Source organism: Pseudomonas sp. R1-6 (assembly GCF_051132115.1).
Lineage (GTDB): Bacteria > Pseudomonadota > Gammaproteobacteria > Pseudomonadales > Pseudomonadaceae > Aquipseudomonas.
In genome coordinates this window covers 4,432,931-4,454,262 of sequence record NZ_CP071662.1, presented here as the reverse complement: position 1 = coordinate 4,454,262, position 21,332 = coordinate 4,432,931, and the positions used below count along the sequence as shown (strand labels likewise).

General features: G+C 62.5%; 14 protein-coding genes and 1 pseudogene. 9 read left to right on the top strand and 6 right to left on the bottom strand.

All coding sequences use genetic code 11. The features are described from left to right. Window positions 1-71: 71 nt before the first annotated feature. From J3P81_RS20090 to J3P81_RS20070, 5 genes and pseudogenes are all read left to right on the top strand, one after another. On the top strand, window positions 72-530 hold the full coding sequence (locus tag J3P81_RS20090) for a DUF3304 domain-containing protein (protein ID WP_420767941.1): 459 nt from the start codon (window positions 72-74) through the stop codon (window positions 528-530). Further along, window positions 518-2,900: pseudogene (locus J3P81_RS20085) on the top strand (T6SS phospholipase effector Tle1-like catalytic domain-containing protein). Before J3P81_RS20090 ends, J3P81_RS20085 begins: the two are co-directional and overlap by 13 nt. Then, window positions 2,897-3,160, top strand: coding sequence for a PAAR domain-containing protein (locus J3P81_RS20080; protein ID WP_434560515.1), 264 nt, complete (start codon window positions 2,897-2,899; stop codon window positions 3,158-3,160). The pseudogene J3P81_RS20085 and the gene J3P81_RS20080 overlap by 4 nt, the downstream one beginning before the upstream one ends. Further along, window positions 3,157-4,290 carry a hypothetical protein gene (locus tag J3P81_RS20075; RefSeq protein WP_434560513.1) on the top strand — a complete coding sequence of 378 codons (1,134 nt, stop codon included), beginning with the start codon at window positions 3,157-3,159 and terminating at the stop codon, window positions 4,288-4,290. The genes J3P81_RS20080 and J3P81_RS20075 overlap by 4 nt, the downstream gene beginning before the upstream one ends. Next, a complete protein-coding gene (locus tag J3P81_RS20070) occupies window positions 4,277-7,639 on the top strand; it encodes an ImcF-related family protein (protein ID WP_434560511.1) in 3,363 nt (1,120 codons plus the stop codon). Before J3P81_RS20075 ends, J3P81_RS20070 begins: the two co-directional genes overlap by 14 nt. Window positions 7,640-7,641: 2 nt before the next feature. Here J3P81_RS20070 and J3P81_RS20065 read toward each other — a convergent pair whose 3' ends face one another. From J3P81_RS20065 to J3P81_RS20045, 5 genes are all read right to left on the bottom strand, one after another. Beyond that, window positions 7,642-9,126: a GGDEF domain-containing protein gene (locus J3P81_RS20065; protein WP_434564144.1), complete on the bottom strand. Its 1,485-nt coding sequence runs from the start codon at window positions 9,124-9,126 to the stop codon at window positions 7,642-7,644. A 146-nt stretch (window positions 9,127-9,272) separates the two neighbouring features. Continuing rightward, window positions 9,273-10,652, bottom strand: coding sequence for a heavy metal sensor histidine kinase (locus tag J3P81_RS20060; protein WP_434560509.1), 1,380 nt, complete (start codon window positions 10,650-10,652; stop codon window positions 9,273-9,275). Continuing rightward, the gene (locus tag J3P81_RS20055; RefSeq protein ID WP_434560507.1) at window positions 10,627-11,301 is read right to left on the bottom strand and encodes a heavy metal response regulator transcription factor; all 675 of its coding nucleotides are present in this window, start codon (window positions 11,299-11,301) and stop codon (window positions 10,627-10,629) included. The genes J3P81_RS20060 and J3P81_RS20055 overlap by 26 nt, the downstream gene beginning before the upstream one ends. A gap of 9 nt (window positions 11,302-11,310) precedes the next feature. Further along, on the bottom strand, window positions 11,311-14,424 hold the full coding sequence (locus J3P81_RS20050; RefSeq protein ID WP_434560505.1) for a multidrug efflux RND transporter permease subunit: 3,114 nt from the start codon (window positions 14,422-14,424) through the stop codon (window positions 11,311-11,313). After that, window positions 14,421-15,578, bottom strand: coding sequence for an efflux RND transporter periplasmic adaptor subunit (locus J3P81_RS20045; RefSeq protein WP_434560503.1), 1,158 nt, complete (start codon window positions 15,576-15,578; stop codon window positions 14,421-14,423). Before J3P81_RS20045 ends, J3P81_RS20050 begins: the two co-directional genes overlap by 4 nt. A 230-nt stretch (window positions 15,579-15,808) precedes the next feature. Between J3P81_RS20045 and J3P81_RS20040 the strand changes: the two genes are divergently transcribed. Continuing rightward, window positions 15,809-16,063 (top strand): hypothetical protein, encoded by a 255-nt coding sequence (locus J3P81_RS20040; RefSeq protein ID WP_420765407.1) that lies wholly within the window; start codon window positions 15,809-15,811, stop codon window positions 16,061-16,063. 27 nt (window positions 16,064-16,090) lie between these two features. On the opposite strand, the gene J3P81_RS20035 is transcribed toward J3P81_RS20040, so the two are convergent. Then, window positions 16,091-17,059 carry a LysR family transcriptional regulator gene (locus J3P81_RS20035; RefSeq protein ID WP_420765406.1) on the bottom strand — a complete coding sequence of 323 codons (969 nt, stop codon included), beginning with the start codon at window positions 17,057-17,059 and terminating at the stop codon, window positions 16,091-16,093. A gap of 319 nt (window positions 17,060-17,378) precedes the next feature. Between J3P81_RS20035 and J3P81_RS20030 the strand changes: the two genes are divergently transcribed. The 3 genes from J3P81_RS20030 to J3P81_RS20020 are packed head-to-tail and all read left to right on the top strand — an operon-like array spanning window position 17,379 to window position 21,332. Continuing rightward, window positions 17,379-18,950, top strand: a complete 1,572-nt coding sequence (locus tag J3P81_RS20030; RefSeq protein WP_434560501.1) for an efflux transporter outer membrane subunit — start codon at window positions 17,379-17,381, stop codon at window positions 18,948-18,950. Further along, window positions 18,944-21,142: an FUSC family protein gene (locus J3P81_RS20025; RefSeq protein ID WP_434560499.1), complete on the top strand. Its 2,199-nt coding sequence runs from the start codon at window positions 18,944-18,946 to the stop codon at window positions 21,140-21,142. The genes J3P81_RS20030 and J3P81_RS20025 overlap by 7 nt, the downstream gene beginning before the upstream one ends. Beyond that, window positions 21,132-21,332 carry a DUF1656 domain-containing protein gene (locus tag J3P81_RS20020; RefSeq protein WP_003205331.1) on the top strand — a complete coding sequence of 67 codons (201 nt, stop codon included), beginning with the start codon at window positions 21,132-21,134 and terminating at the stop codon, window positions 21,330-21,332. Before J3P81_RS20025 ends, J3P81_RS20020 begins: the two co-directional genes overlap by 11 nt.

The window sequence follows — 21,332 nt, the reverse complement described above, 5'->3', positions numbered from 1 at the left end:
CATACAGAGTGCGGCCGTTGTTGGTGCTCAGAAGGTGGGCGTCGCAGGGGCTCTATGCCTCGCTGGGATTGATGCTACATGGGTGTTCTTCAGCGGACAACGAGATGGCGGGAGGGAATATAGAAGCCGTTAACCATACGTTGAATGCGATCAATTGGTTGTCGGTTAACGGATATAGGGCGGACGGGGGAGGAGGCAGTTCATGTTGCATCATTATGCCGACCAAATGGCGTCCAGGGTTGAAGGCTTATATTGAATGGGAGGTGGATCCTAATCGACACGCAAAATTACCTTCGGTCACCTCAATTGAGTTTCGCGAAGCATATGCCAAGCATTCGGCTAACTACCGGCGGCATAGCGCTACGGTAGAAATTCCGGAATGGCTGGGGACGGAGTCCTGTGATCTGAAAGTGCATTTCCTGACTTGTAATCGACTCAAGGTTACTACCGCGTGTGCGGTATACGGTCAACCCAATTATCCTATCAAAGAACTGTTGGAAATAAAGGAGCCCTCCACATGCCCGAAGTAAAACTCAATAACTCGAAGGCTAAGGCTAAGGCTTGGGCGCCGCCGATTTTTCCCGTCGGGGGACGTCTGCCCGTAGAGATGCGAAAGGTGACCGAGAACTACGATAAACAAACTGCAGAGAAGAATGCTTTTCGTCGAACGACCAATGCCCGAGGGCAAAAGCGGCACTCCGCGTGCTGCTACAGTTTGCACATCAGCTTGTTTTGACGGGACCAACAACAACGAGGACAACGATACCAAGGAAGGACATCCCAGTAATATTGCCAAGCTGTTTCATGCGTCAATTCAAGACGATGATGCCAAAGAGAGAGGGTATTTCTCTTACTACATGCCCGGCGTAGGCACACCTTTTCCGGAAATCGGCGAGCTGGATTACAGCGAGGAGGGGTTGAAGTTCGCCACAGGTGGCGAAAACCGTATCAATTGGGCCCTTGTTTCTTTGGCTGATGCCTTGCATACAGCCCTGATCAAAAAGCCATTGTCCCAAGATCGTCGAGCAAAAGCCGTCGAGTCCATGGACACGTACATAGCTCCTATGATGAGCATCTTCGGCGCTGGTCGGCGGCGCCAAGTCATGCAGGGCCTGCTGGAACCCCTGAAAACCCATGTCCGTCAAGCCAGGCCTGAAGTCCTGGGCGTCAAGCTCTTCGTCTATGGATTTTCCCGCGGCGCGGCGCAAGCGCGCACTTTCGTGAGCTGGCTGAGCCAGCTGTTCGACACGCCGGATGAGGCCGAGAAACCGGAACAGACTTTACTGGGCCTGCCGGTGAGCATCGAGTTCCTCGGCCTGCTGGATACCGTGGCGTCGGTGGGTATCGCCCATGTCACGCCGTTTTTTGCCGGGCACATGGACTGGGCCGATGACACCCAGCTCCTGCCGGACGCGAAGACATTTCCCGATTTCGTCAAATGCTGCCGGCACTTTGTGGCGGCCTTCGAACAACGTGCCTGTTTCCCACTGGACTCGGTTCGTAACGAGGATGGCAATTACCCATCCAATACCTATGAAGTGGTGTACCCCGGCGTGCACTCCGATGTGGGCGGTGGGTACCCGAAAAACGACCAGGGCAAGGCGCGTGGCGGTACGGATGAGCTAGTGTCGCAGATCGTTTTGCACGATCTGTACGCAGCAGCATTTGCCGCCGGAGCTCCGTTACAGGTGCCGGAAGCGGCATTGCCGAAGAACCTTGAGACACAAAAATCATGGCGTGAGATGGGGCCACAAACAGTGGGAGAGTTTGTGGTCAATCAGCAAGTCATCGAACGCTTCAACGCCTGGCACCACCAGACCCTGCAAACGACCCCGCCCGAGGACCAGGGCAGCATTTCCACTGACGGCTATCACCCCTTGTTGCTCACGACCACCGTCGAAGACACCCTGGCCGAGCAACTGGGCTGGATCACCGGCTGGCGCATCGGCCGCTATGCCAATGACCGCGAGCAGGTTGAAGATCACTATCGATACGACGACAGCTACAAGCATCAACCTTTCTTCACCGAGGCCCAGGAAGCCACGGCCTACGATACGGACCAACAGCGTAGCGAGTATGAAGACAAGAAACGGACCGTGCTGAAGAACCGCCAGAAAGAACCCGTGGCGGCGATGAATCATCCCGGCCCGCCGATCTACGAACCGCAGATCGACCAGACCCAACTGAGCCAGGCCGCCACTGAGTTCAAGCACGACTATCTGGATATCGAACGCAAACAAACCAGCAAGTACGGTACGGTCCTGGACGTGGTCATGCGCGACACGATCTATCTGCTCAACGAGAACGATGAGGTGCGCGACCACGCCAGCATCAAGGCGGCGGGCGAGCTGCGTTACGAGCAACTGTTCGATGACAGGTTCGGCAGGCCCAGCCGGGACCCTGGCCTGGCGCTGCTGGTGGCGTTGTTCGATGACCACATCCACGACTCACGGGCCTGGTTCATGCACGACAAGTTGGCATCCCGTGAGCTATGGGCCGGCTACTTCTTTTATCGCATGACCTATTTCGGCAATGAGAACAGTCGTGACCTGTCTCCGGTGGTGGTGGCCGGGCGGATGCTGGGGGTGGCGGTGCTGGCGGGCGCCACGGTGTATGGCATCAAGCGCAGCGGCACGCTGGGCGGGGTGGGTGGCGTGGCGGCCGGTATGGGCGCGGCGACCATTGGTTATCAGGTGATCGACCAGGTCAGCGGGGCGGTAGTGCCGTTTCTGCCGGGGGCGGAAAAGATTTTGCAGCCGACGCGCCATATCGGCGAAGTGGTTATCGAGCAGAAGAAACAGATCGCCCAGGACGACTATCTGCAGCGCCTCGATCGGACCGACGAGATGCTGCGGCTCGCCGGCGTGCTGGTGGAGTTTGATGGGGAGGTGGCGCCATGATGCCCGTGATCCGCATAGGCGACTCTCTACACCCCTTCGGCGGCAAAGTGCTCGAAGGTCGTTTCCTGGCGATCGGCCGGCCGCTGTCCTGCATGGGGGACAAGGTCCGCTGCGAAAAGCACGGCGAGAATCGCATCGCCCAAGGCGCGGGAGGGTTCAGCTTCAACGGGCAGTTGTTGGCCTTGGACGGGTACCGCTGCGATTGCGGTTGTACGTTGGTCAGCTCCTTGGCGCTGTCGTTTATATCGGTGAAGCCATGAATCGCCCGCCGCGTTACCCGCCGTTCGCCCAGCCAAGGGAACCGCGCTGGGGCCGCTGGTGGCTGGCGTTGCCGCTACTGTGGGTTGTCCAGCTGGCAATCCTGGTGCCGTTCTGGCCCGAAGATCAGCCACGCCTGGCATTGTGGTTGTGGAGCGCTGTGTTGCCCTTGAGCTGGGCGCTGGCGTTGTCGTTGCGGGTGTTGCCATGGCAGATCGGCTTGTTCAGGCGCGACGTATTTCGCCGCACCCAGGACGACGACACACAGCGCTGGTGGCGCTGGCGAAGCCTGGGGTTGCCGGTGGAAGAGGTGCTGGTGTTGGGGCCGGCCGGTGATGATCAAATCCACTATCGGGGCCTGATGAACGACACGCCGCTGCCGACGCCCATGGCGCGATCCAAGGCTGCGGTGCCGTCATTGAATTGCCCGGTGATACTCAGCCAGTCCGCCGAGCGTGCTCCGGCGCTGGCGCAACACCTGGCTCGGTTGGTTTTTGAGCAAACCGGAATATTGGAGCGGTGGCCGAGGTTGCGGGCGATTGTCTGGGCGGGCGACGAAATCGAACTGGCTGCCTTCGAGAAGGTGCTGGGCAGCCACGGCACCGAGCTGCCAAAGGTGTGCTTGCCGTTGCAAAACCTGGCGGACCTGGACGAACTGATCGACATATTCAATCAAGAATGCCGTCACGCCGAGGACTGGCTGCTGTGCGCCGGGGTGGTTTCGGTGCAGGGCGCCGAAGCAGCAACGCCACCTGGCGAAGGTGGTTTTCTGTGGGTGGTGAGTCGTCAAGGGCGGCAGCTGTTGCATCGTGGTGAATACCTGTCGGGCGAGACTGACGACCCCCCCGCTGAGCTCAGCGCACAGATGCAGCGTTATGCCGGGCTGCAAGCCCCGCCGACCTGTCTGGCCATGGACCAGGCCAGCCAGCAAGCCTTCATGGCCGGCGGCTGGTCGGCGATCGAGCATCAATTGGAAGCGCACTGGGGTGAATTGGCGCATCTGGCGCCGTTTATCGGCATGTCGTTGGCGTTGTTGCATGCAAAGGAGGCCGGACAGCCCTGTGGCTGGCTGAGCCAGGATGCGGACAAACGATTGGCAATTGGAGTGGCAAAACCTCATGGCAAGGGATAACGGCGAGCCCAAGGGCTCATTGATAGGGTTGGGGTCAGGCTACCTGCTGGTCATGACATTCATGGTGCTGCTCGGTTGCCTGCTGTATCGCTTGGCGGGCCATCACCTGGAATTGCCGCCAGTCAGGTTCCAGCAATTGATGTTGTGGGGGCTGGGGACATGGGTTGCGCTCTTTTGGTTCTGCCCGATGATTTTATTGGCCTGGGATCGTTTGACGGTACGCCAGGCGCAGCGGACCACGCCGGGAGGCATTGGCAGCGTCGCTGCGTCCCGATTGAATCCACAGCCGGATTTGAAAGACGACGAAGAGAAGCTGGCCAGGCTACGCGAAAACCTCCACTTCCAATACGGCCCCCTCTGGCGCCACAAGGTCCGTCTGCTGCTCATCGTCGGCGAGCCCACCCAGATCGCCGCCATCGCCCCGGAGCTGGCGAAAAAGAAATGGCTCGAAGGCGAACGCACCGTGCTGCTATGGGGCGGCAGCGTCCAGGAAGAATTGCAAACCCCGCTGTTGAACCCATGGCTCACCCTACGCCGTTGGCGGGCGCTGGATGGGGTGGTCTGGGCGCTGGACAAACCGCAAAGCACCGATGCGGTGGCGCTGGCCAAGGGCATGCGGCAGTTGCAGGGGCTGGCTCGGCGGCTACGCCGACGGTTGCCGTTGCACTTGTGGCAGGTGTGCGAGAGCGGCTGGTCCCAGGACGGGCGCGAGAGCCAGCCGGTGGGTTGTCTGTTGCCGGCCAAGGTGACGCCGTCGCTGCTGGAGGCGTGCCTGGAGGATCTGGTCGAGCCGTTGCGTTGCCAGGGCTTTGCCCAGATGAAGATCAAGAAGCGGATGCACCACGATTTCCTGCTGCGCCTGTCCCGAGATTTGCAGGCCGAGGGCATTGCCCGTTGGCGGCAGGCGCTGGCGCCGTCGTTGAGTGGGTTCAACCCGGGGGTGATGCTGCGAGGGTTGTGGTTCAGCCTGCCACTGCGCGTGACGCAAAGCGCTGACGGCGAGCATTTCTGGTGGCCGGACCCGGCGTGGCACGGCGTGCAGCGCGACAAGGCCGTCGGCGCGCGGTTGGGGTGGGGCGCGCCGCGAGTCGTCTATGGGCTGTTCATGGGCCTGGCGCTGGTGTGGGGCGCGGGGATGGCGCTGTCCTTTGTGAGCAATCGGGCGCAGATCGTCGAGGCGCAGGCCTTGTCAACGGCGTTGCAACAGTCATCCACCCAAGAGGAGCAACTGTTGGCGCTCGAAGCGCTCGTCCACGTGCTGGCTCGCCTGGATCACCGTGTCGTGTCCGGTGCGCCGTGGTACCAGCGCTTTGGCTTGAACCGCAATGAAACCTTGCTCGAGCTGTTGTGGCCCCGGTATGTCGAGGCCAATAACCGCCTGGTGCGCGACCCGGCGGCGGCGAGGTTGCGCGGGCAACTGGAGGCGCTGGTCAAGCTGGCGCCGGGCAGCCCCGAGCGCGTTGAGCGCACGCGTATGGCCTACGATCAGCTCAAGGCTTACCTGATGATGGCGCGCCCGGACAAAGCCGAGGCGCCCCTGTTGGTCAAGACCCTGGGCCACGCCGAACCCACGCGTGACGGAATTTCGCCAGGGCTCTGGCAGATCCTCGCACCGAACCTGTGGCAGTTCTACGCCGAGCAACTGGCCGCGCACCCGGACTGGCGCATCGAGGCCGACCCGCGGTTGGTGGCGCAGGTGCGCCAGGTACTGCTCGACCAATTGGGCCAACGCAACGCCGAGGCCAGCCTGTATCAACGGGTGCTGGACGACGCCACCCCGTACTATCCAGCCCTGGGCCTGCAACAGATGGTGGGCGACACCGAAGCCGCCGGGTTGTTTTCCAGCAAGGCCAGCGTGCCGGGAGTGTTCACGCGCCAGGCCTGGGAGGGCCAGGTGCGCCAGGCCATCGATGACATCACCCAGGCGCGCCGCGAAGAAATCGATTGGGTGCTCAGTGATCGCCCCGGTGACATCGATGTGCGCTTGACGCCCGGCGAGCTCAAGGCGCGCCTGACCGAACGTTATTTCAAGGACTACGCGGGCGCCTGGCTGGTGTTTCTCAACAGCCTGCGGGGCAATCAACCCAAAAGCCTGGAACAGGTCATCGACCAGTTGACGCTGATGAGCGACGTGCGCCAATCGCCGTTGCTCGCGTTGATCAATACCCTGGCCTATCAAGGGCAGGCGGGCACCCGGGTCCCGGCCCTGGGCGACTCGCTGATGAGGTCCGCGCACAAGCTCATCGGCCCGGACAAGGCCCCTCCCATAGACCCGCTGGCCGACCTGCCGAGCGGCCCGCTGGATCCGACGTTCGGCCCGTTGTTGGCCTTGCTGGGCAAGGGTGGCGCTGACCATTTGAGCCTCCAGGCCTACCTCACCCAAGTGACCCGCGTGCGCCTGAAACTGCAACAGATCAACACGGCCAGCGACCCCATGGAAATGACCCAGTCCCTGGCGCAGACGGTGTTCCAGGGCCGGGGCATCGACCTCACCGATACCCAATCCTATGGCCGCCTGATGGCCGCCAGCCTCGGTGCGCAATGGGCCGGCGTGGGCGAAACGCTGTTCGTGCAACCGCTGGAGCAGGCCTGGCAGCGAGTGCTGCAACCGTCGGCGGCGGGCCTCAACAGCCAGTGGCGGCGTTCGATCGTCGAGCATTGGAACGCGGCCTTTACCGGGCGTTATCCCTTCGCCGCGACGGCCAGCGATGCTTCGTTGCCGATGCTGGGGCAAATGATCCGCGCCGACACGGGGCGCATCGAACGTTTTCTCCACAGCCAGTTGAGCGGCGTGTTGCGCAAGGAAGGCAACCGCTGGGTGGCCGATCCCCGCCACGGTCGCGGTTTGCGCGTCAATCCCCAATTCCTGGAGGCGGTCAATCAACTGAGCGATCTGGCCGACGTGCTCTACACCGACGGCGGCCTGGGCTTGAGTTTTGAACTGAGCGGCAAAGGCGTGCGCGATGTGGTGCAAACCACCTTCATCCTCAACGGAGAGAAACACCACTACTTCAACCAGAAGGAGCGCTGGCAGCGCTTCGGCTGGCCGGGGCGCAGCGACTACCCCGGCGTCAGCCTGACGTGGACCAGCGTCCACACCGGCGAACGGTTGTTCGCCGACTACGCCGGCGCCTGGGGGCTGATCCGCTTGCTGGAACAGGCCACGTTCACCGCGCTGGACGATGGCGACAGCCGCTACCGCATGGTGCTCAAGGCGCCCGATGGCCTGGGCCTGACGTGGCACCTGCGCACCGAACTGGATGCCGGACCGATGGCGCTTTTGAAGTTGCGAGGGTTTACGTTGCCGGGGCGGATATTTTTGGATGGGCGCGGGGCGGCGGAAGGATAGATCTACATCGCGCAGACGACCCGATTGCGTCCGCTGGCCTTGGCCTGGTAAAGCGCCTTGTCGGCGGCGAACAGCAATTCTTCCAACTCGCTGTAAGGCCCCTGGACCCAGGTGGCGATGCCGATACTGACGGTCATGGGCATCTCGCCAGGCATCTGTTCCACGGCCTCGCGAATGTTCTGCGCCGTCGTGAATGCCCCGGCCGTCGTGGTTTCCGGCAGTACCACCGAGAATTCCTCGCCACCGTAACGCGCCGCCAGGTCGGCGGGGCGACGGACATGCTCGCCAATCAACTGAGCCAGGCTTCGCAACGCCTCGTCACCGCGTTGATGGCCGAGGCGATCGTTGAATGTCTTGAAGTGGTCCGCGTCGATCATCAGGACTGACAACGGCTGGCCGGAACGTTGGGCGCGCAGCCATTCCAGTTGCAGCATGTGGTCCAGGGTTCGACGATTGGCCAGGCCGGTCAGCGGATCGACAGACGCCAACTGGGCCAACTCCCATTCGGCGTTGCGGCGGCGTTTCAATTCCCGGCGCAGCAGCCAGGTGAGCCAGAGCAGGCTGATGCACAGCGCGCCAGTGGCGCCACTGACCAGAAGCGCCGTGCGTTGCCACGAGGCGAAGACTTCTTGGGAAGAGAGCGCGACCACCACGATCAGCGGCAAGTCACCCACCTGGGAAAAGGTATACAGACGCTGGGTCTGGTCAACGCTGGATAGGCCTGTGAAGCTGCCGTCGCCTTCGCGCAGGATGCGTACGAAGTTTGGCCGTTTGCTGAAATCCTTGCCGATCACGTCTTCGGCCAACTGCGGTTCTTGCGCCAGCAGGATACCGTCGCGGCTGACCAGGTTGACCGTCCCGCCGTGACCGATGTTCAGGCTCTTGAACAGTTGGTTGAAGTAATTCAAGCGCATCGCGGCTTCGGCCACGCCCATGAACTCGCCACGTTCGTCGTTCAAGCGATAACTGAAGCTGATCCGCCAGTCGTGGGGTTCGCTACGGGCGCGGAAGGGCCGGCTGATCATCATGCCCGGGCGTGGATCCTGGAGATGAGACTGGAAATACTCCCGGTCGGCGTAATTACCTTTGCGTGGCTGGATCGAGGCGGAATCGGCGATCACATCACCACGCTTGTCGAGCAGCAGTATGTCGCCTTTATAAGGCGCGGCGGTGGCGCGGTCGAAGAGGGCGAGATGACGAATCGTGGGTGATACTTCATTCAGGTCGTCGCGCTTTGCGGCAGCGACAAGACCTTGCAATGACAAGTCATAGAGTTCGACATTGCGCAGCACGTCGGCGTCGATCAGTTGCACGATGTTGCTCGCCGCACGGATCGCGGCCTGCTGGGCGCTGGCGTGTTCACGGATCAGCAGGAACGTCACGATACTCAGGATGGCAATCACAGCCAGCGAGCTGGCCAAGACGAGTACCCGTTCCGAACGTATTGGAAGTGGGATATTGGCGGGTGTTGCAGTGCTCGCGCTCATGATTCCGATCTGCATTGTCATATGGCTGGGATCCTTCCCATAGGCTGCTCATCCACAGCCGCGGATGACTGGCATCAAACAATGCTGGCCTTTTGCAAGATTGTGCTTGTGACACCGGAATTGAGCAATCCACATCGTGGCTTATTTCAAGCCGGCAAACGGATCCCGAAGGTGTTTGCGCCCCGCTCGCTGTGTACGAAAACGTCGCCGCCATGCATCAGCGCAATGGCCTTGACGATGGCCAGGCCCAATCCATGGTTGGCGCCGCTGTTGCTGCGGGAGGCGTCGACGCGATAGAAGCGCTCGAACAGGCGCGGCAAGTGCTCTCCAGCGATGGGCGCGCCGGGGTTGGTGACGGCGAGGGTGATCTGGTCGCCGATGGCTTCGATGCGCACGGCGATCACCTGGCCGGGCGCGGTGTGCTGGACGGCGTTGCTGAGCAGGTTGATCAAGGCCCTTCGCAGGTGGGCAATTTCGATGGTGGCCTGGGCGTCGCCACTGACGTGAACCTCGACCTGGGCGTCTTCCAGGATGAAGTCCAGGTAGTCGAGGGTGGTTGCCACTTCGTCGGCCAGGGAGGTCGTGATCAGCTTGGTGGCCTTGCTGCCCTGGTCAGCACTGGCCAGGAACAGCATGTCGTTGATGATGGAGCGCAAGCGTTCCAGCTCTTCGAGGTTCGATTGCAGCACTTCGAAGTAATGCTCCGCCGAGCGCCCTCGGGTCAGCGCCACTTGCGTCTGGCCGATCAGGTTGGTCAACGGCGAACGCAGTTCATGGGCAACATCGGCGTTGAATGATTCCAGCCGGGAGTAAGCCTGCTCGACCCGGTCGAGAGTGGCGTTGAACGAGCTGACGAACTGGCCGAGCTCCGGTGGCAATGGAGACAATCGCAGCCGCCCGCAAAGGCGGGGTGGCGCCAGGCGTTGGGCTTCGTCCGATAACTTGATGAGCGGCTTGAGCCCGATGCGCGCCACCCAATAACCCAGCAACGAGGCCAGCAGCACACCGATACAGGCCAGGCTCACCAGGGCCACTAGCAGGTGGTGTTGGGTCTGGTAGAACGTCTCGGTATCGATGCCGATCATGAATCGCAGGGGAGGGCGCTGGTCCTTGGCGGGGAACTGGCTCACCAGGACTTTCATTGGATAGTGCCGGTCGGGCAACATCAGGTCATGCTTGCCCAAGGGGCCCTGGGCGATGGCGCGAATCCGAGGATCGGGGCTGCCATATTCAAAGCGCGGGTCGCCGCTGACGATCCAGAAATGGATGCGCTTGTCTTCCTCCCCCAGTAACCGCAGCTTGTTGTTGATCTTCACCCAATGCTCGGGCGTGCCATAACGACCCACGGTGGATTCAAGCACGCTGTAGCGGGCGTCGAGCTCCGCTTCCGGCAGCAGGCCCAGGCCTTTGTCGACCTGCTGGTACAGTGCACCGCCAATCAACAGGAACACCAGCGCCGCCACCAGCGTGAAGAGCCCGCTCAGGCGCAGCGCGATGCTGTTACTCACCTCGATTCTCCAGCACATACCCCATCCCACGGATGGTGTGCAGAAGCTTGTGCTCGAAAGGACCGTCCAGCTTGGCCCGCAGGCGCTTGATCGCAACTTCCACGACGTTGGCGTCGCTGTCGAAGTTGATGTCCCAGACCATCTCGGCAATGGCGGTCTTCGAAAGGATTTCGCCCTGGCGACGGGCGAGGACGCTGAGCAGCGAAAACTCCTTGGCGGTGAGGTCCAGGCGCTGCCCGGCCCGGGTAGCCTTGCGGCTGATCAGGTCGATCCACAAATCGGCGATGCTCACCTGCACCGGCTCGTGGGCGCTGCTGCGGCGGGTCAGCGCTTGCAGGCGCGCCACCAGTTCGAGGAAGGAAAACGGTTTGCCCAAGTAATCGTCGGCCCCGTCGCGCAGGCCCTTGATACGGTCCTCGACCCGTTCGCGGGCGGTGAGCATGATGACCGGTGTCTGCTTGCGGGCGCGCAGCGCACGCAGCACGCCAAAACCGTCCAGGCCTGGCAGCATGACGTCGAGCACGATCACTGCGTAATCGCTTTCCAGGGCCTGGTGCAGCCCTTCGACGCCATCGCGCGCCACGTCCACGATGTAGCCTTGTTCGGTCAGGCCGCGGTGCAGGTAGTCGGCGGTTTTTTCTTCGTCTTCGATGATCAGAACGCGCATGGCCCGGCCTCAGTCTGTATTCGCCAGCGCCGCCGTCGGCGCAGGGCCGTTTCGAGGGGCGGGTCGATGTAACAGTCGTTCAAGCCACAAGTATATGACCGGTGTGGTGAACAACGTCAGCGCCTGGCTCACCAACAAGCCACCGACCACGGCAATGCCCAACGGCTGGCGCAGCTCTGCGCCGGCGCCATAGCCGAGCATCAGCGGCAGCGCACCGAGCAGCGCGGCGAGGGTGGTCATGATGATGGGGCGGAACCGTGTCATACAGGCCTGGAAGATCGCATCCTGGGGCGTCATCCCGCCGTTTCGCTGGGCGTCGATGGCGAAGTCGATCATCAGGATCCCGTTCTTCTTGACGATCCCGATCAGCAGCACCAGCCCAATCAACGCCATGATCGAGAAATCCTGACCCAGCAGCCACAGCATGATCAGCGCGCCAAGGCCGGCCGAGGGCAGCGTGGAGATAATGGTCAACGGATGCACGAAACTCTCGTAGAGCACGCCGAGGATGATATAGACGGCCACCAGGGCGGCGAGGATCAGCCATGGCTGGCTTTTCAGCGAACTCTGGAAGGCTTGGGCCGCACCCTGGAAATTGCCGGTGATGGCCGCAGGCATGCCGATTTCGTTCTTGGCCTGGTCGAGCAGCCGCACCGCATCCCCCAATGCCACGCCTGGTGCCAGGTTGAACGACAGGTTGGCGGCCGGGAACATGCCATCGTGGGCAATCGACAACGGGCCGTTGGTGGGAGCGTCGAAGCGGGCGAGGGCGGAGAGCGGCACCATCTCCCCGGTCAGGGGCGAGCGCAGGTAGAAATACGCCAGGCTTTCGGCCTTGCCACGCTGTTGTGTGTCGAGTTCGAGAATCACGTTGTACTGGTTGGTCTCGGTCTGGAACTCGTTGATCTGCCGCTGGCCGAACGCGTCATACAGCGCCTGGTCGACATCCGTGGCGGTGAGGCCGAAGCGCGCCGCTGCACTGCGGTCGATGTTGATGTGGGTGATGCTGCCGCCCAGTTGCAGGTCATTGGAGATGTCGCGGAACGCCGGAATGCTGCGTAGCTTGTCGGTGAGTTTCTGCGTCCAGGCGTTGAGGGTCGGCCCGTCGTTGCTCTTGAGCACGTACTGATACTGGGCGCGACTGGGGCCGGAACTGAGGTTGATGTCCTGCCCGGCCCGCAGGTACAGCACCACGCCGGGAATCTTCAGCAACTTGGGTCGGATACGATCGATGAAGCCGCTGGCTGATACATCGCGCTCGCCCCGAGGCTTCAGGGCGATCCAGAAACGGCCGTTGGCGATGGTCTGGTTGTTGCCCGAGACACCGACGGAGTGAGAGAAGGTCTGCACCGCCGGGTCGGCGGCAACGATCTCGGCCAGGGCCTTGTGCTTGGCCACCATGTCCGGGAATGAGATGTCGGCGGCGGCTTCGCTGGTGCCGAGCACCAGGCCCGTGTCCTGTACCGGAAAGAAGCCCTTGGGGATGAACACGTAGCCCACCACCGCCAGCGCCAGGGTCAGGCCGAACACACCGATCATCAGCTTCTGGTGAGCCAGGGCCCGGCGCAGGCCTCGTTCATACCAGCCCAGCAGGCGTTCGCCGAAGCCCGGTTGGGCGTGAGCGGGGTGCTTTGGCGCGCGCATGAACAAGGCGGCCAGGGTCGGCGCCAGGGTCAAGGACACCACCACCGAAATCAGGATGGTCGAGGTAGCCGTCAAGGCAAACTCTTTGAACAGGCGCCCGACCACGCCGCCCATGAACAAGAGCGGAATGAATGCCGCCACCAGCGAGAAGCTGATGGACACCACGGTGAAGCCGATTTCCCCGGCGCCCTTGATGGCCGCCTCGCGCATGCCCTCGCCGGCTTCCAGGTGCCGGTGGATGTTCTCCACCACCACGATGGCATCGTCCACCACGAATCCCACCGAGATGACAATCGCCACCAGGGTCAGGTTGTTCAGGCTGAAGCCCATCACGTACATCAGGGCGAAACTGGCGATCAACGACACCCCGAGCACCGCCGAGACGATCAGGGTCGCCGAGAGCTGGCGCAGGAACAGCGCCATCACCGCCACCACCAGCAGCACCGCGATCAGCAGGGTGATTTCCACTTCATGCAACGAGGCGCGGATGGTCTGGGTGCGATCGATCATGACCTTGACCTGCACTGCGGCGGGGAGCATGGCCTCCAGGGTGGGTAGCGCCGCCTGGATGCGGTCGACGGTCTCGACGATGTTCGCCCCCGGTTGGCGGAAGATGACCAGGTTGACCCCGGGCTGATCCTCGGACCAGGCCTGGACGTAGGCATTTTCCGAACCGTTGACGACTTTGGCGATGTCGTTGAGATGAACCGGCGCCCCGTCCCGGTAGGCCACGATCAGCTCACCGTATTCCTCGGGCTTGAACAACTGATCGTTCGTGGACAGCGTAGAGATGCTCGACTCGCCGTACAGCGCACCCTTGGCCAGGTTGAGGCTGGCCTGCTGGAGGGATAGGCGAACGTCGGCCAAGGTCAGGCCGATGGCCGCGAGTCGGTCGGCCGAGGCCTGGACCCGGATCGCCGGGCGCTGCTGGCCGGTGATGTAGATTTGCCCGACGCCATCGATCTGGCTGATCTGGCGGGCGAGCAGGGTCTCGACGTAGTCACTCAGTTCGGTGCCGGGCATCAGGTTGGAGCTGATGCTGTAAATCAGCACCGGGCTGTCCGCCGGGTTGACCTTGCGCCAGGTCGGCAGGTTCGGCATGTCGTTGGGCAGCTTGCCAGCGGCGGTGTTGATGGCGGCCTGGACTTCCTGGGCGGCGGTATCGATGCTCTTGTCGAGACTGAATTGCAGGGTCAGGTTGGTCGAGCCCAACGCGCTGCTGGAGGTCATTTGGGTAATGCCGGGGATGGCGCTGAATTGCACCTCCAGCGGGGTCGCCACCGACGAAGCCATGGTCTCGGGGCTGGCACCGGGCAGTTGCGCATTGACCTGGATGGTCGGGAATTCCGCTTCGGGCAAGGGCGCGACAGGCAAGCGAGGAAAGGCGATGAGCCCCAGCAGCACCAGGGCGAACGTCAACAGCACCGTGGCGATGGGATGGTCGATGCACCACGCCGATACCGAACCACGCCCCTTCATGGTTGCGCCTGCCCGGTCTTCGCCACGGCGGGCGGGTCGCCGATCACCTGGACGCTGGCGCCTGGCTTGAGCCGTGACTGGCCGTCGCTCACCAGTTGGTCACCCGCGTTCACGCCGTTGATGATGTGCATGTCGCTGTCCTGGTAAACCATTTCAACCGGCACGCTCTCCACCTTGTCGCCGTTGACCCGGTAGACGAAAGGTTGCTCCAGCCCACGCTGGACGACGGTCGGCGGCACCACCAGCGCACCCTTGTCGACGGCGGTCTGGATTTTCAGCGTGACCAACTGCCCCGGCCACAACCGTTGTGCGGCGTTATTGAATTCGGCCTTGGCCCGCAGGGTTCCGGTGCTGGTATTGACCTGGTTGTCGATGAGGCTGAGTCGTCCTTCGCCGAGCAATTGCCCGGTGGCCCCGTCGGCGCCGATGTAGGCCTTGACCAATGCCTGGTCCGGGGCAGCGATCAGTCGCTGCAGCGTCGGAAGCATCTGTTGCGGGAGGGAAAACTCCACGGCGATCGGGTCGATCTGGGTCACGGTGAACAACCCTTCGGTGTCGCTGGTGCGCAGGAAATTGCCTTCATCCACATTGCGAATGCCGACACGGCCAGTCACCGGCGAGCGGATTTGGGTGTAGGACAGTTGCACCTGCGCCGAGTCGATGGCCGCCTGGTTACCCTGGGCGGTGGCCTTGAGTTGGTTGACCAGCGCCTGTTGCTGGTCGTAGGTCTGTCTGGATACGCCATCATCGACACTCAGCACTTTGTAGCGCTTGAGGTTGACCTGGGCCACCGCCAGTTGTGCCTGGCTTTCGCCGAGTTGGGCGCGGGCCTGGTCGAGGCTGGCGCGGATGGAGCGGTCGTCGATGGTTGCCAGCAGATCGCCTTTCTTGACCAATTGTCCTTCCTTGACCAGCAGCTTGGTAAGGATGCCGTCGACCTGCGGACGGATCACCACGCTGTGCAGCGACAACACCGTGCCGATCCCACTGGCAAAGCGCGGCACGTCCTTTTCGACCACGCTCACGACCTTTACCGGTACGGCGCTGGCAGCACTAGGTTTGGTGGCGGCGGGTTTCATCGAGAACCACAGGACCAGTGCGCCCAAGGCGACCAACAGCGCGACGAGCAGGACGGTTTTTTTCTGAATGTGCATGGATGCGAAGAGCCGGTTCGGGACGGTGGGATTTCTATCTGTCTTATATAGCGTTGCGAGGCGGTCAGGAAGGTGACGGCTAGCTGTCAGGGCTGTCAGTTTCGTCCCGGTTTTCCGTCGGACGGAGCGCCGCTATGGAATCTGCTTCGTGGCACCGCGATTCCGGGCGGGTATACTGCTGCGTTTCGCGGCTCACCTAGCGAGCCCGGCATACCCGCCCGGAGCCTTACATGACTTCCCCGACACCATCGTCCGCGGACGAACGCTTGCAAGGCGAACCGTCTGCCCAGACGGACAGCGATGTTTCCAGCGCTGAAGAAAAACCGGCGATCCCGGCGTTCAAGTTTCCCTTCAAGCCCGGCGAACTGGCGGCCGCCAAGGGGGCCGGGCAACAGCCTTGGTACAAGAATGGCGCAAAGAACGGCCATACCAAGACCCCCGGCGCCGCGCCTCCCGGTACGCGTCGCTCGATGGGCAAACGCTGATATTGTCCCCCGGCGCCGGTCGCGGATTCAGTTAGCGACCCGTGGCCCCGTCAGGCTTCCACTCAATTCATAAGCCGTCAATTCGGCCTGGTGCGCCGCCAGAATCTCCGGCAACGATCCCCTCAGGTACTCGACCCACGTCTTGATCTTCGCATCCAGGTACTGGCGCGATGGGTAGATGGCGTAGAGGTTCAGTTCCTGGGAACGGTAGTTGGGCATGACCCGCACCAGCGTGCCGTTGCGCAGACCCTCGATGGCGGCGTACACCGGCAGCACACCCACGCCCATGCCGCTGGTGATGGCGGTTTTCATGGCATCGGCGGAATTCACCAGGAACGGTGAATTGTTGACGGTGACCATTTCCTGGCCTTCCGGGCCGTCGAACACCCATTTCTCCAGCGGAATGACCGGACTGACCAGGCGCAGGCAGGCATGGTTGAGCAGGTCGGCGGGTTTCTGCGGGCAGCCGCTGGCCTTCACGTAGGCGGGCGATGCGCAGACGATGCTGTAGGTGATTCCCAGGCGCTGGGAGACGAAGCCTGAATCGGGCAGTTCGCTGGCGAGCACGATCGAGACGTCGTAACCCTCGTCGAGGATGTCCGGCACGCGGTTGGCCAGGGTCAGGTCGAAGGTGACATCCGGATGGGTCTTGCGATACCGGGCGATGGCGTCGATCACGAAATGCTGGCCGATGCCGGTCATGGTGTGCACTTTCAATTGCCCGGCCGGACGCGCATGGGCGTCGCTGGCCTCCGCTTCCGCTTCTTCGACGTACGCCAGGATCTGCTCGCAACGCAGCAAGTAGCGCTTGCCGGCCTCGGTCAGGGCGATGCGTCGGGTGGTGCGATTGAGTAGGCGGGTTTGCAGATGGGCTTCCAGGTTGGAAACCGCACGCGAGACATTGGCCGTGGTGGTGTCGAGCTGCGCGGCGGCGGCGGTGAAGCTGCCGGCTTCGGCAACACAGCTGAACGCACGCATGTTTTGCAAGGTGTCCATGGAGGGCTCTCTTGGGAGGTGTCAAATTGTGACATGAAGTTACAGCGTGACGGGACCCGACTTATTGATTATCGCGTTTACGGTAACAAAGATTCACAGAAAGGTCGGCTTATCGCTATCGGGGGCGGTCCCTAGAATTGCTGCCAATGCAGAGCGATCTGGTGTCAAGGACCTGTGGGAGCGAGCTTGCTCGCGATGGCGTCTGGGCATTCACTTCAGTGTTGTATGCGAGGACCCCATCGCGAGCAAGCTCGCTCCCACAGGCCTTGCAGTCATCCGCAGACCGTCGTCAGCCCCTTCTATTAGGAATATTGCGCCCGTGCCGCGTTGCATCAGCAGAGAGCTGAAGACTCTCAGTGTTTGGGTTTTGACGTTAACCATCAGTGGTTGCATCGGCACGGGAGCAACTGCGCCGCAAGGCAAGGCGTTGTCGCCCGACCAATTGGCGACCGACGAGGCGATTCGCGAGGCTGCCCACGACGCTCATTGGCCCAACCGCCAGTGGTGGAAAGCCTATGGCGACCCGCAACTCGATCGTTGGATCGATTTGGCCGTGCCAGACAACCCGAGCCTGGCCATGGCCGCCGCGCGGGTCCGCCAGGCCAGGGCCATGGCCGGAATCGCCGAGGCCGCCGAGTCACTGCAGATCAATGGCGAGTCCACACTCAAGCGCCACAACTGGCCCACCGACCAGTTCTACGGCCCTGGCGAACTGGCCGATACCACTACTTGGGACAATAACGCCGCCCTGGGGTTGAGCTACGCCCTGGACTTGTGGGGTCGCGAGCGCAATGCCAGCGAGCGGGCCGTCGACCTGGCCCATGTCAGCGTCGCCGAGGCGCGCCAGGCGCAGTTGGAATTGCAGAACAACATCGTGCGCGCCTATATCCAGTTATCGCTGCACTATGCCCAGCGCGACATCGTCGCTGCGACCCTAGGTCAGCAAGAGCAGATCCTCGAACTCGCACAGAAACGCCTGGATGGTGGCATCGGCACGCACTTCGAAGTCAGCCAAGCCCAAGGGCCATTGCCCGAAACCCATCGTCAACTCGACGCCCTCGACGAAGCCATCGCCTTGAGCCGCAATCAACTGGCCGCGCTGGCGGGAAAGGGACCGGGAGACGGTGCGCGCTTGCACCGTCCGACCCTGGCCTTGGGTGCTGCCTTGAAGCTGCCGTCCACGTTGCCCGCCGAACTGCTCGGCCAACGCCCGGATGTGGTTGCCGGACGCTGGCAAGTGGCAGCCCAGGCACGGGGTATCGATGTGGCCCGGGCCGGCTTTTACCCCAACGTCGATCTGGTGGGCAGCCTGGGCTACATGGCCACCGGCGGCGGGGCGCTGGAGTTCCTGACCGGCAAGAAACTCACCTACAACGTCGGCCCGGCGATCTCGTTGCCGATCTTCGACGGCGGTCGCCTGCGTTCGCAATTGGGCGAGGCGACCGCCGGCTACGATATTGCCGTGGCGCACTACAACCAGACGTTGGTTAACGCACTCAAGAGCATTTCCGACCAGTTGATCCGCCGCGAGTCGATGGACAAACAACAGGCTTTCGCCGCCGAGTCCGTTGCCGCGGCACAGCGCACCTATGACATTGCGCTGGTCGCGTTCCAGCGTGGGCTCACCGATTACCTCAACGTGCTCAATGCCCAAAGCCTGTTGTTCAAGCGACAACAGGTGCAACAACGGGTGGAGGCGGCGCGCCTGAGTGCCCATGCCGATCTGGTCACCGCGTTGGGCGGCGGGCTGGAGGCTGGCAGTGACATGCCTGTTGCAAGCAATGGCCCATGGCGAGGGAGCTTGCTCCCGCTGGGCTGCGAAGCGGCCCCGGTTTCCGCCCATGGGTGTTGCACACCCAAGCGCGAGCAAGCTCCCTCGCCACGATGCTGAGTGCTCCCTCCGTGACGTATTTACTCATGCTGTATCGCCTCGAATGGCGCCGTGGTTTCTTCGACTGGGCCCGCAGCGACGGCGTGACCTGGGTCTACATCTTCAAGGTCTTGCTGGCCGCGTTCCTCACGTTGTGGCTGGCGATGCGCCTGGAGCTGCCGCAGCCGCGCACGGCGATGATCACGGTGTTCATCGTCATGCAACCGCAGAGCGGGCAGGTGTTCGCCAAAAGTTTCTATCGCTTGCTCGGCACGTTGGCCGGCTCGGCGGTGATGGTTGCGTTGATCGCCTTGTTCGCCCAGGACACCGAGCTGTTCCTCGGGTGCCTGGCGATCTGGGTGGGCATCTGTTCGGCGGGGGCGGCGCGTTATCGCAACTTTCGTGCCTATGGTTTCGTGCTGGCCGGCTACACCGCGGCGATGATCGGCCTGCCGGCCCTGGCCCATCCCGAGGGTGCCTTCATGGCGGCGGTCTGGCGGGTGTTGGAAATTTCCCTGGGGATCCTCTGTTCCACCGCGGTCAGCGCCGCGATCCTGCCGCAAACCGCCAGTGCCGCCATGCGCAACGCGCTTTACCAGCGCTTTGGTGTGTTCGCCCTGTTCGTCACCGACGGCTTGCGCGGGCGCAGCCAACCCGAGGCATTCGAGGCGCGTAACGTCGGTTTCATCGCTGAAGCGGTGGGCCTGGAGGGCCTGCGCAGCGTGACGGTGTTCGAAGACCCGCACATGCGCCGGCGCAACGGCCGGCTCAGTCGCTTGAACAGCGAATTCATGGGCATCACTACCCGATTCAACGCCTTGCACCAATTGCTCGAAAGATTGCGCACTGGCACGGCGGACTCGGTGGCGAGCGCCATCGAGCCCGGATTGCAAACCCTCGCCGAACTGCTCGATGGTTTCAGCGCACGGCCCTTGATTGATGCTGATGCGGCGCGCTTGGCGGCCGCGTTGGCAGACTACAAGGCCGACTTGCCGGCCCAGGTCCGTCGATTGCGCGCGCAGTTTTTGGAGACGGATCCCAGTGACGCGCAGCAGTTGGATTTTCATACCGCCTACGAGCTGTTATATCGGTTTGTCGAAGACCTGCACGGCTACGCCCAGACCCACGCATCCCTGGCCGACCACCGCCACGAACGCGAACGCTGGGACGAGCCCTTCGTGTCGCAGACCAACGGGTTGGCGGCAGCCGCTTCCGGTTTTCGCGCTGCGTTCATCCTCTTGGTGCTGGGCAGCTATTGGGTCGCCACCGCCTGGCCGAGCGGCGCGACCATGACGATGATTGCCGCTGCCACCGTCGGGCTGTCCGCCGCCACGCCGAACCCCAAGCGCATGGCGTTCCAGATGGCCTGCGGCACGTTGTCAGGGGCGCTGATCGGCTTCGTCGAAATGTTTTTCGTCTTTCCATTGATCGACGGTTTTCCCTTGCTCTGCGTGATGCTGACGCCAGTGATCGTCGTGGGCTCGTTCCTCAGTTCCCGCCCGCAATACGCCGGAGTCGGGCTGGGGTTGCTGATCTTTTTCTGCACCGGCTCGGTGCCGGACAACCTGACGGTCTACAACCCGTACACCTTCATCAACGATTACATTGCGATGATCCTCGGCATGCTCGTATGTGCCGCCGCCGGCGCGATTATCCTGCCGCCCAACAGCCGCTGGCTGTGGCGTCGGCTTGAACAGGACCTGCGCGAACAGGTTGTGTTCGCCATCAGCGGCAAGCTCAAGGGCTTGGCCTCGGGTTTCGAGAGCCGCAGCCGGGACTTGCTGCACCAAGCCTACGGACTGGCGGCGGGGCAACCCCGAGTGCAAAGGGATTTGCTGCGCTGGATGTTCGTAGTGCTGGAAATCGGCCACGCCATCATCGAGTTGCGCAAGGAGCAGGCGACGCTACCGGTGCATCCGGCCTACGCCGAGAGCCAGCCATGGCGCCAGGCGATTCGGGGGATGGGGCGTGCGCTGGTGCGGCTGTTCCGCCAGCCCGGCCAGAACAATCTGGAGCGTGCGCTGGTGGCGGTGGACCACGCCATCAGCCGCGTGCAGGCCACCGACGAACCTTTCGCCCCGCATTTCGACACCTCGGCCCTGCGCCGGGTGAAAAGCTACCTGCACTTCATACGTACCTCTTTGCTAGACCCGCAATCGCCATTGGCCGGCCATGCCATGCCGCTTTCCCAGGAACCTGAACATGCCCCGTGAAATCGCCTTCCACGGCGTCTACATGCCCACCATGACCTTGATGTTCTTTATCGCCGCCGGCCTGGCCTGGGCGTTGGATCGGTTCCTGTCGGGGTTGGACCTGTACCGGTTTTTCTGGCACCCGGCGCTGCTGCGCCTGAGTCTGTTTACTTGTCTGTTCGGCGCGCTGGCGCTGACGGTCTACCGTTGA

Coding starts and splice junctions, on each gene's coding strand:
- J3P81_RS20045 (WP_434560503.1), bottom strand. CDS start 15,578: ATGCACATTCAGAAAAAAACCGTCCTGCTCGTCGCGCTGTTGGTCGCC.
- J3P81_RS20090 (WP_420767941.1), top strand. CDS start 72: ATGCTACATGGGTGTTCTTCAGCGGACAACGAGATGGCGGGAGGGAAT.
- J3P81_RS20040 (WP_420765407.1), top strand. CDS start 15,809: ATGACTTCCCCGACACCATCGTCCGCGGACGAACGCTTGCAAGGCGAA.
- J3P81_RS20070 (WP_434560511.1), top strand. CDS start 4,277: ATGGCAAGGGATAACGGCGAGCCCAAGGGCTCATTGATAGGGTTGGGG.
- J3P81_RS20035 (WP_420765406.1), bottom strand. CDS start 17,059: ATGGACACCTTGCAAAACATGCGTGCGTTCAGCTGTGTTGCCGAAGCC.
- J3P81_RS20075 (WP_434560513.1), top strand. CDS start 3,157: ATGAATCGCCCGCCGCGTTACCCGCCGTTCGCCCAGCCAAGGGAACCG.
- J3P81_RS20065 (WP_434564144.1), bottom strand. CDS start 9,126: ATGAGCGCGAGCACTGCAACACCCGCCAATATCCCACTTCCAATACGT.
- J3P81_RS20055 (WP_434560507.1), bottom strand. CDS start 11,301: ATGCGCGTTCTGATCATCGAAGACGAAGAAAAAACCGCCGACTACCTG.
- J3P81_RS20080 (WP_434560515.1), top strand. CDS start 2,897: ATGATGCCCGTGATCCGCATAGGCGACTCTCTACACCCCTTCGGCGGC.
- J3P81_RS20020 (WP_003205331.1), top strand. CDS start 21,132: ATGCCCCGTGAAATCGCCTTCCACGGCGTCTACATGCCCACCATGACC.
- J3P81_RS20025 (WP_434560499.1), top strand. CDS start 18,944: ATGCTGAGTGCTCCCTCCGTGACGTATTTACTCATGCTGTATCGCCTC.
- J3P81_RS20060 (WP_434560509.1), bottom strand. CDS start 10,652: ATGTGCTGGAGAATCGAGGTGAGTAACAGCATCGCGCTGCGCCTGAGC.
- J3P81_RS20050 (WP_434560505.1), bottom strand. CDS start 14,424: ATGAAGGGGCGTGGTTCGGTATCGGCGTGGTGCATCGACCATCCCATC.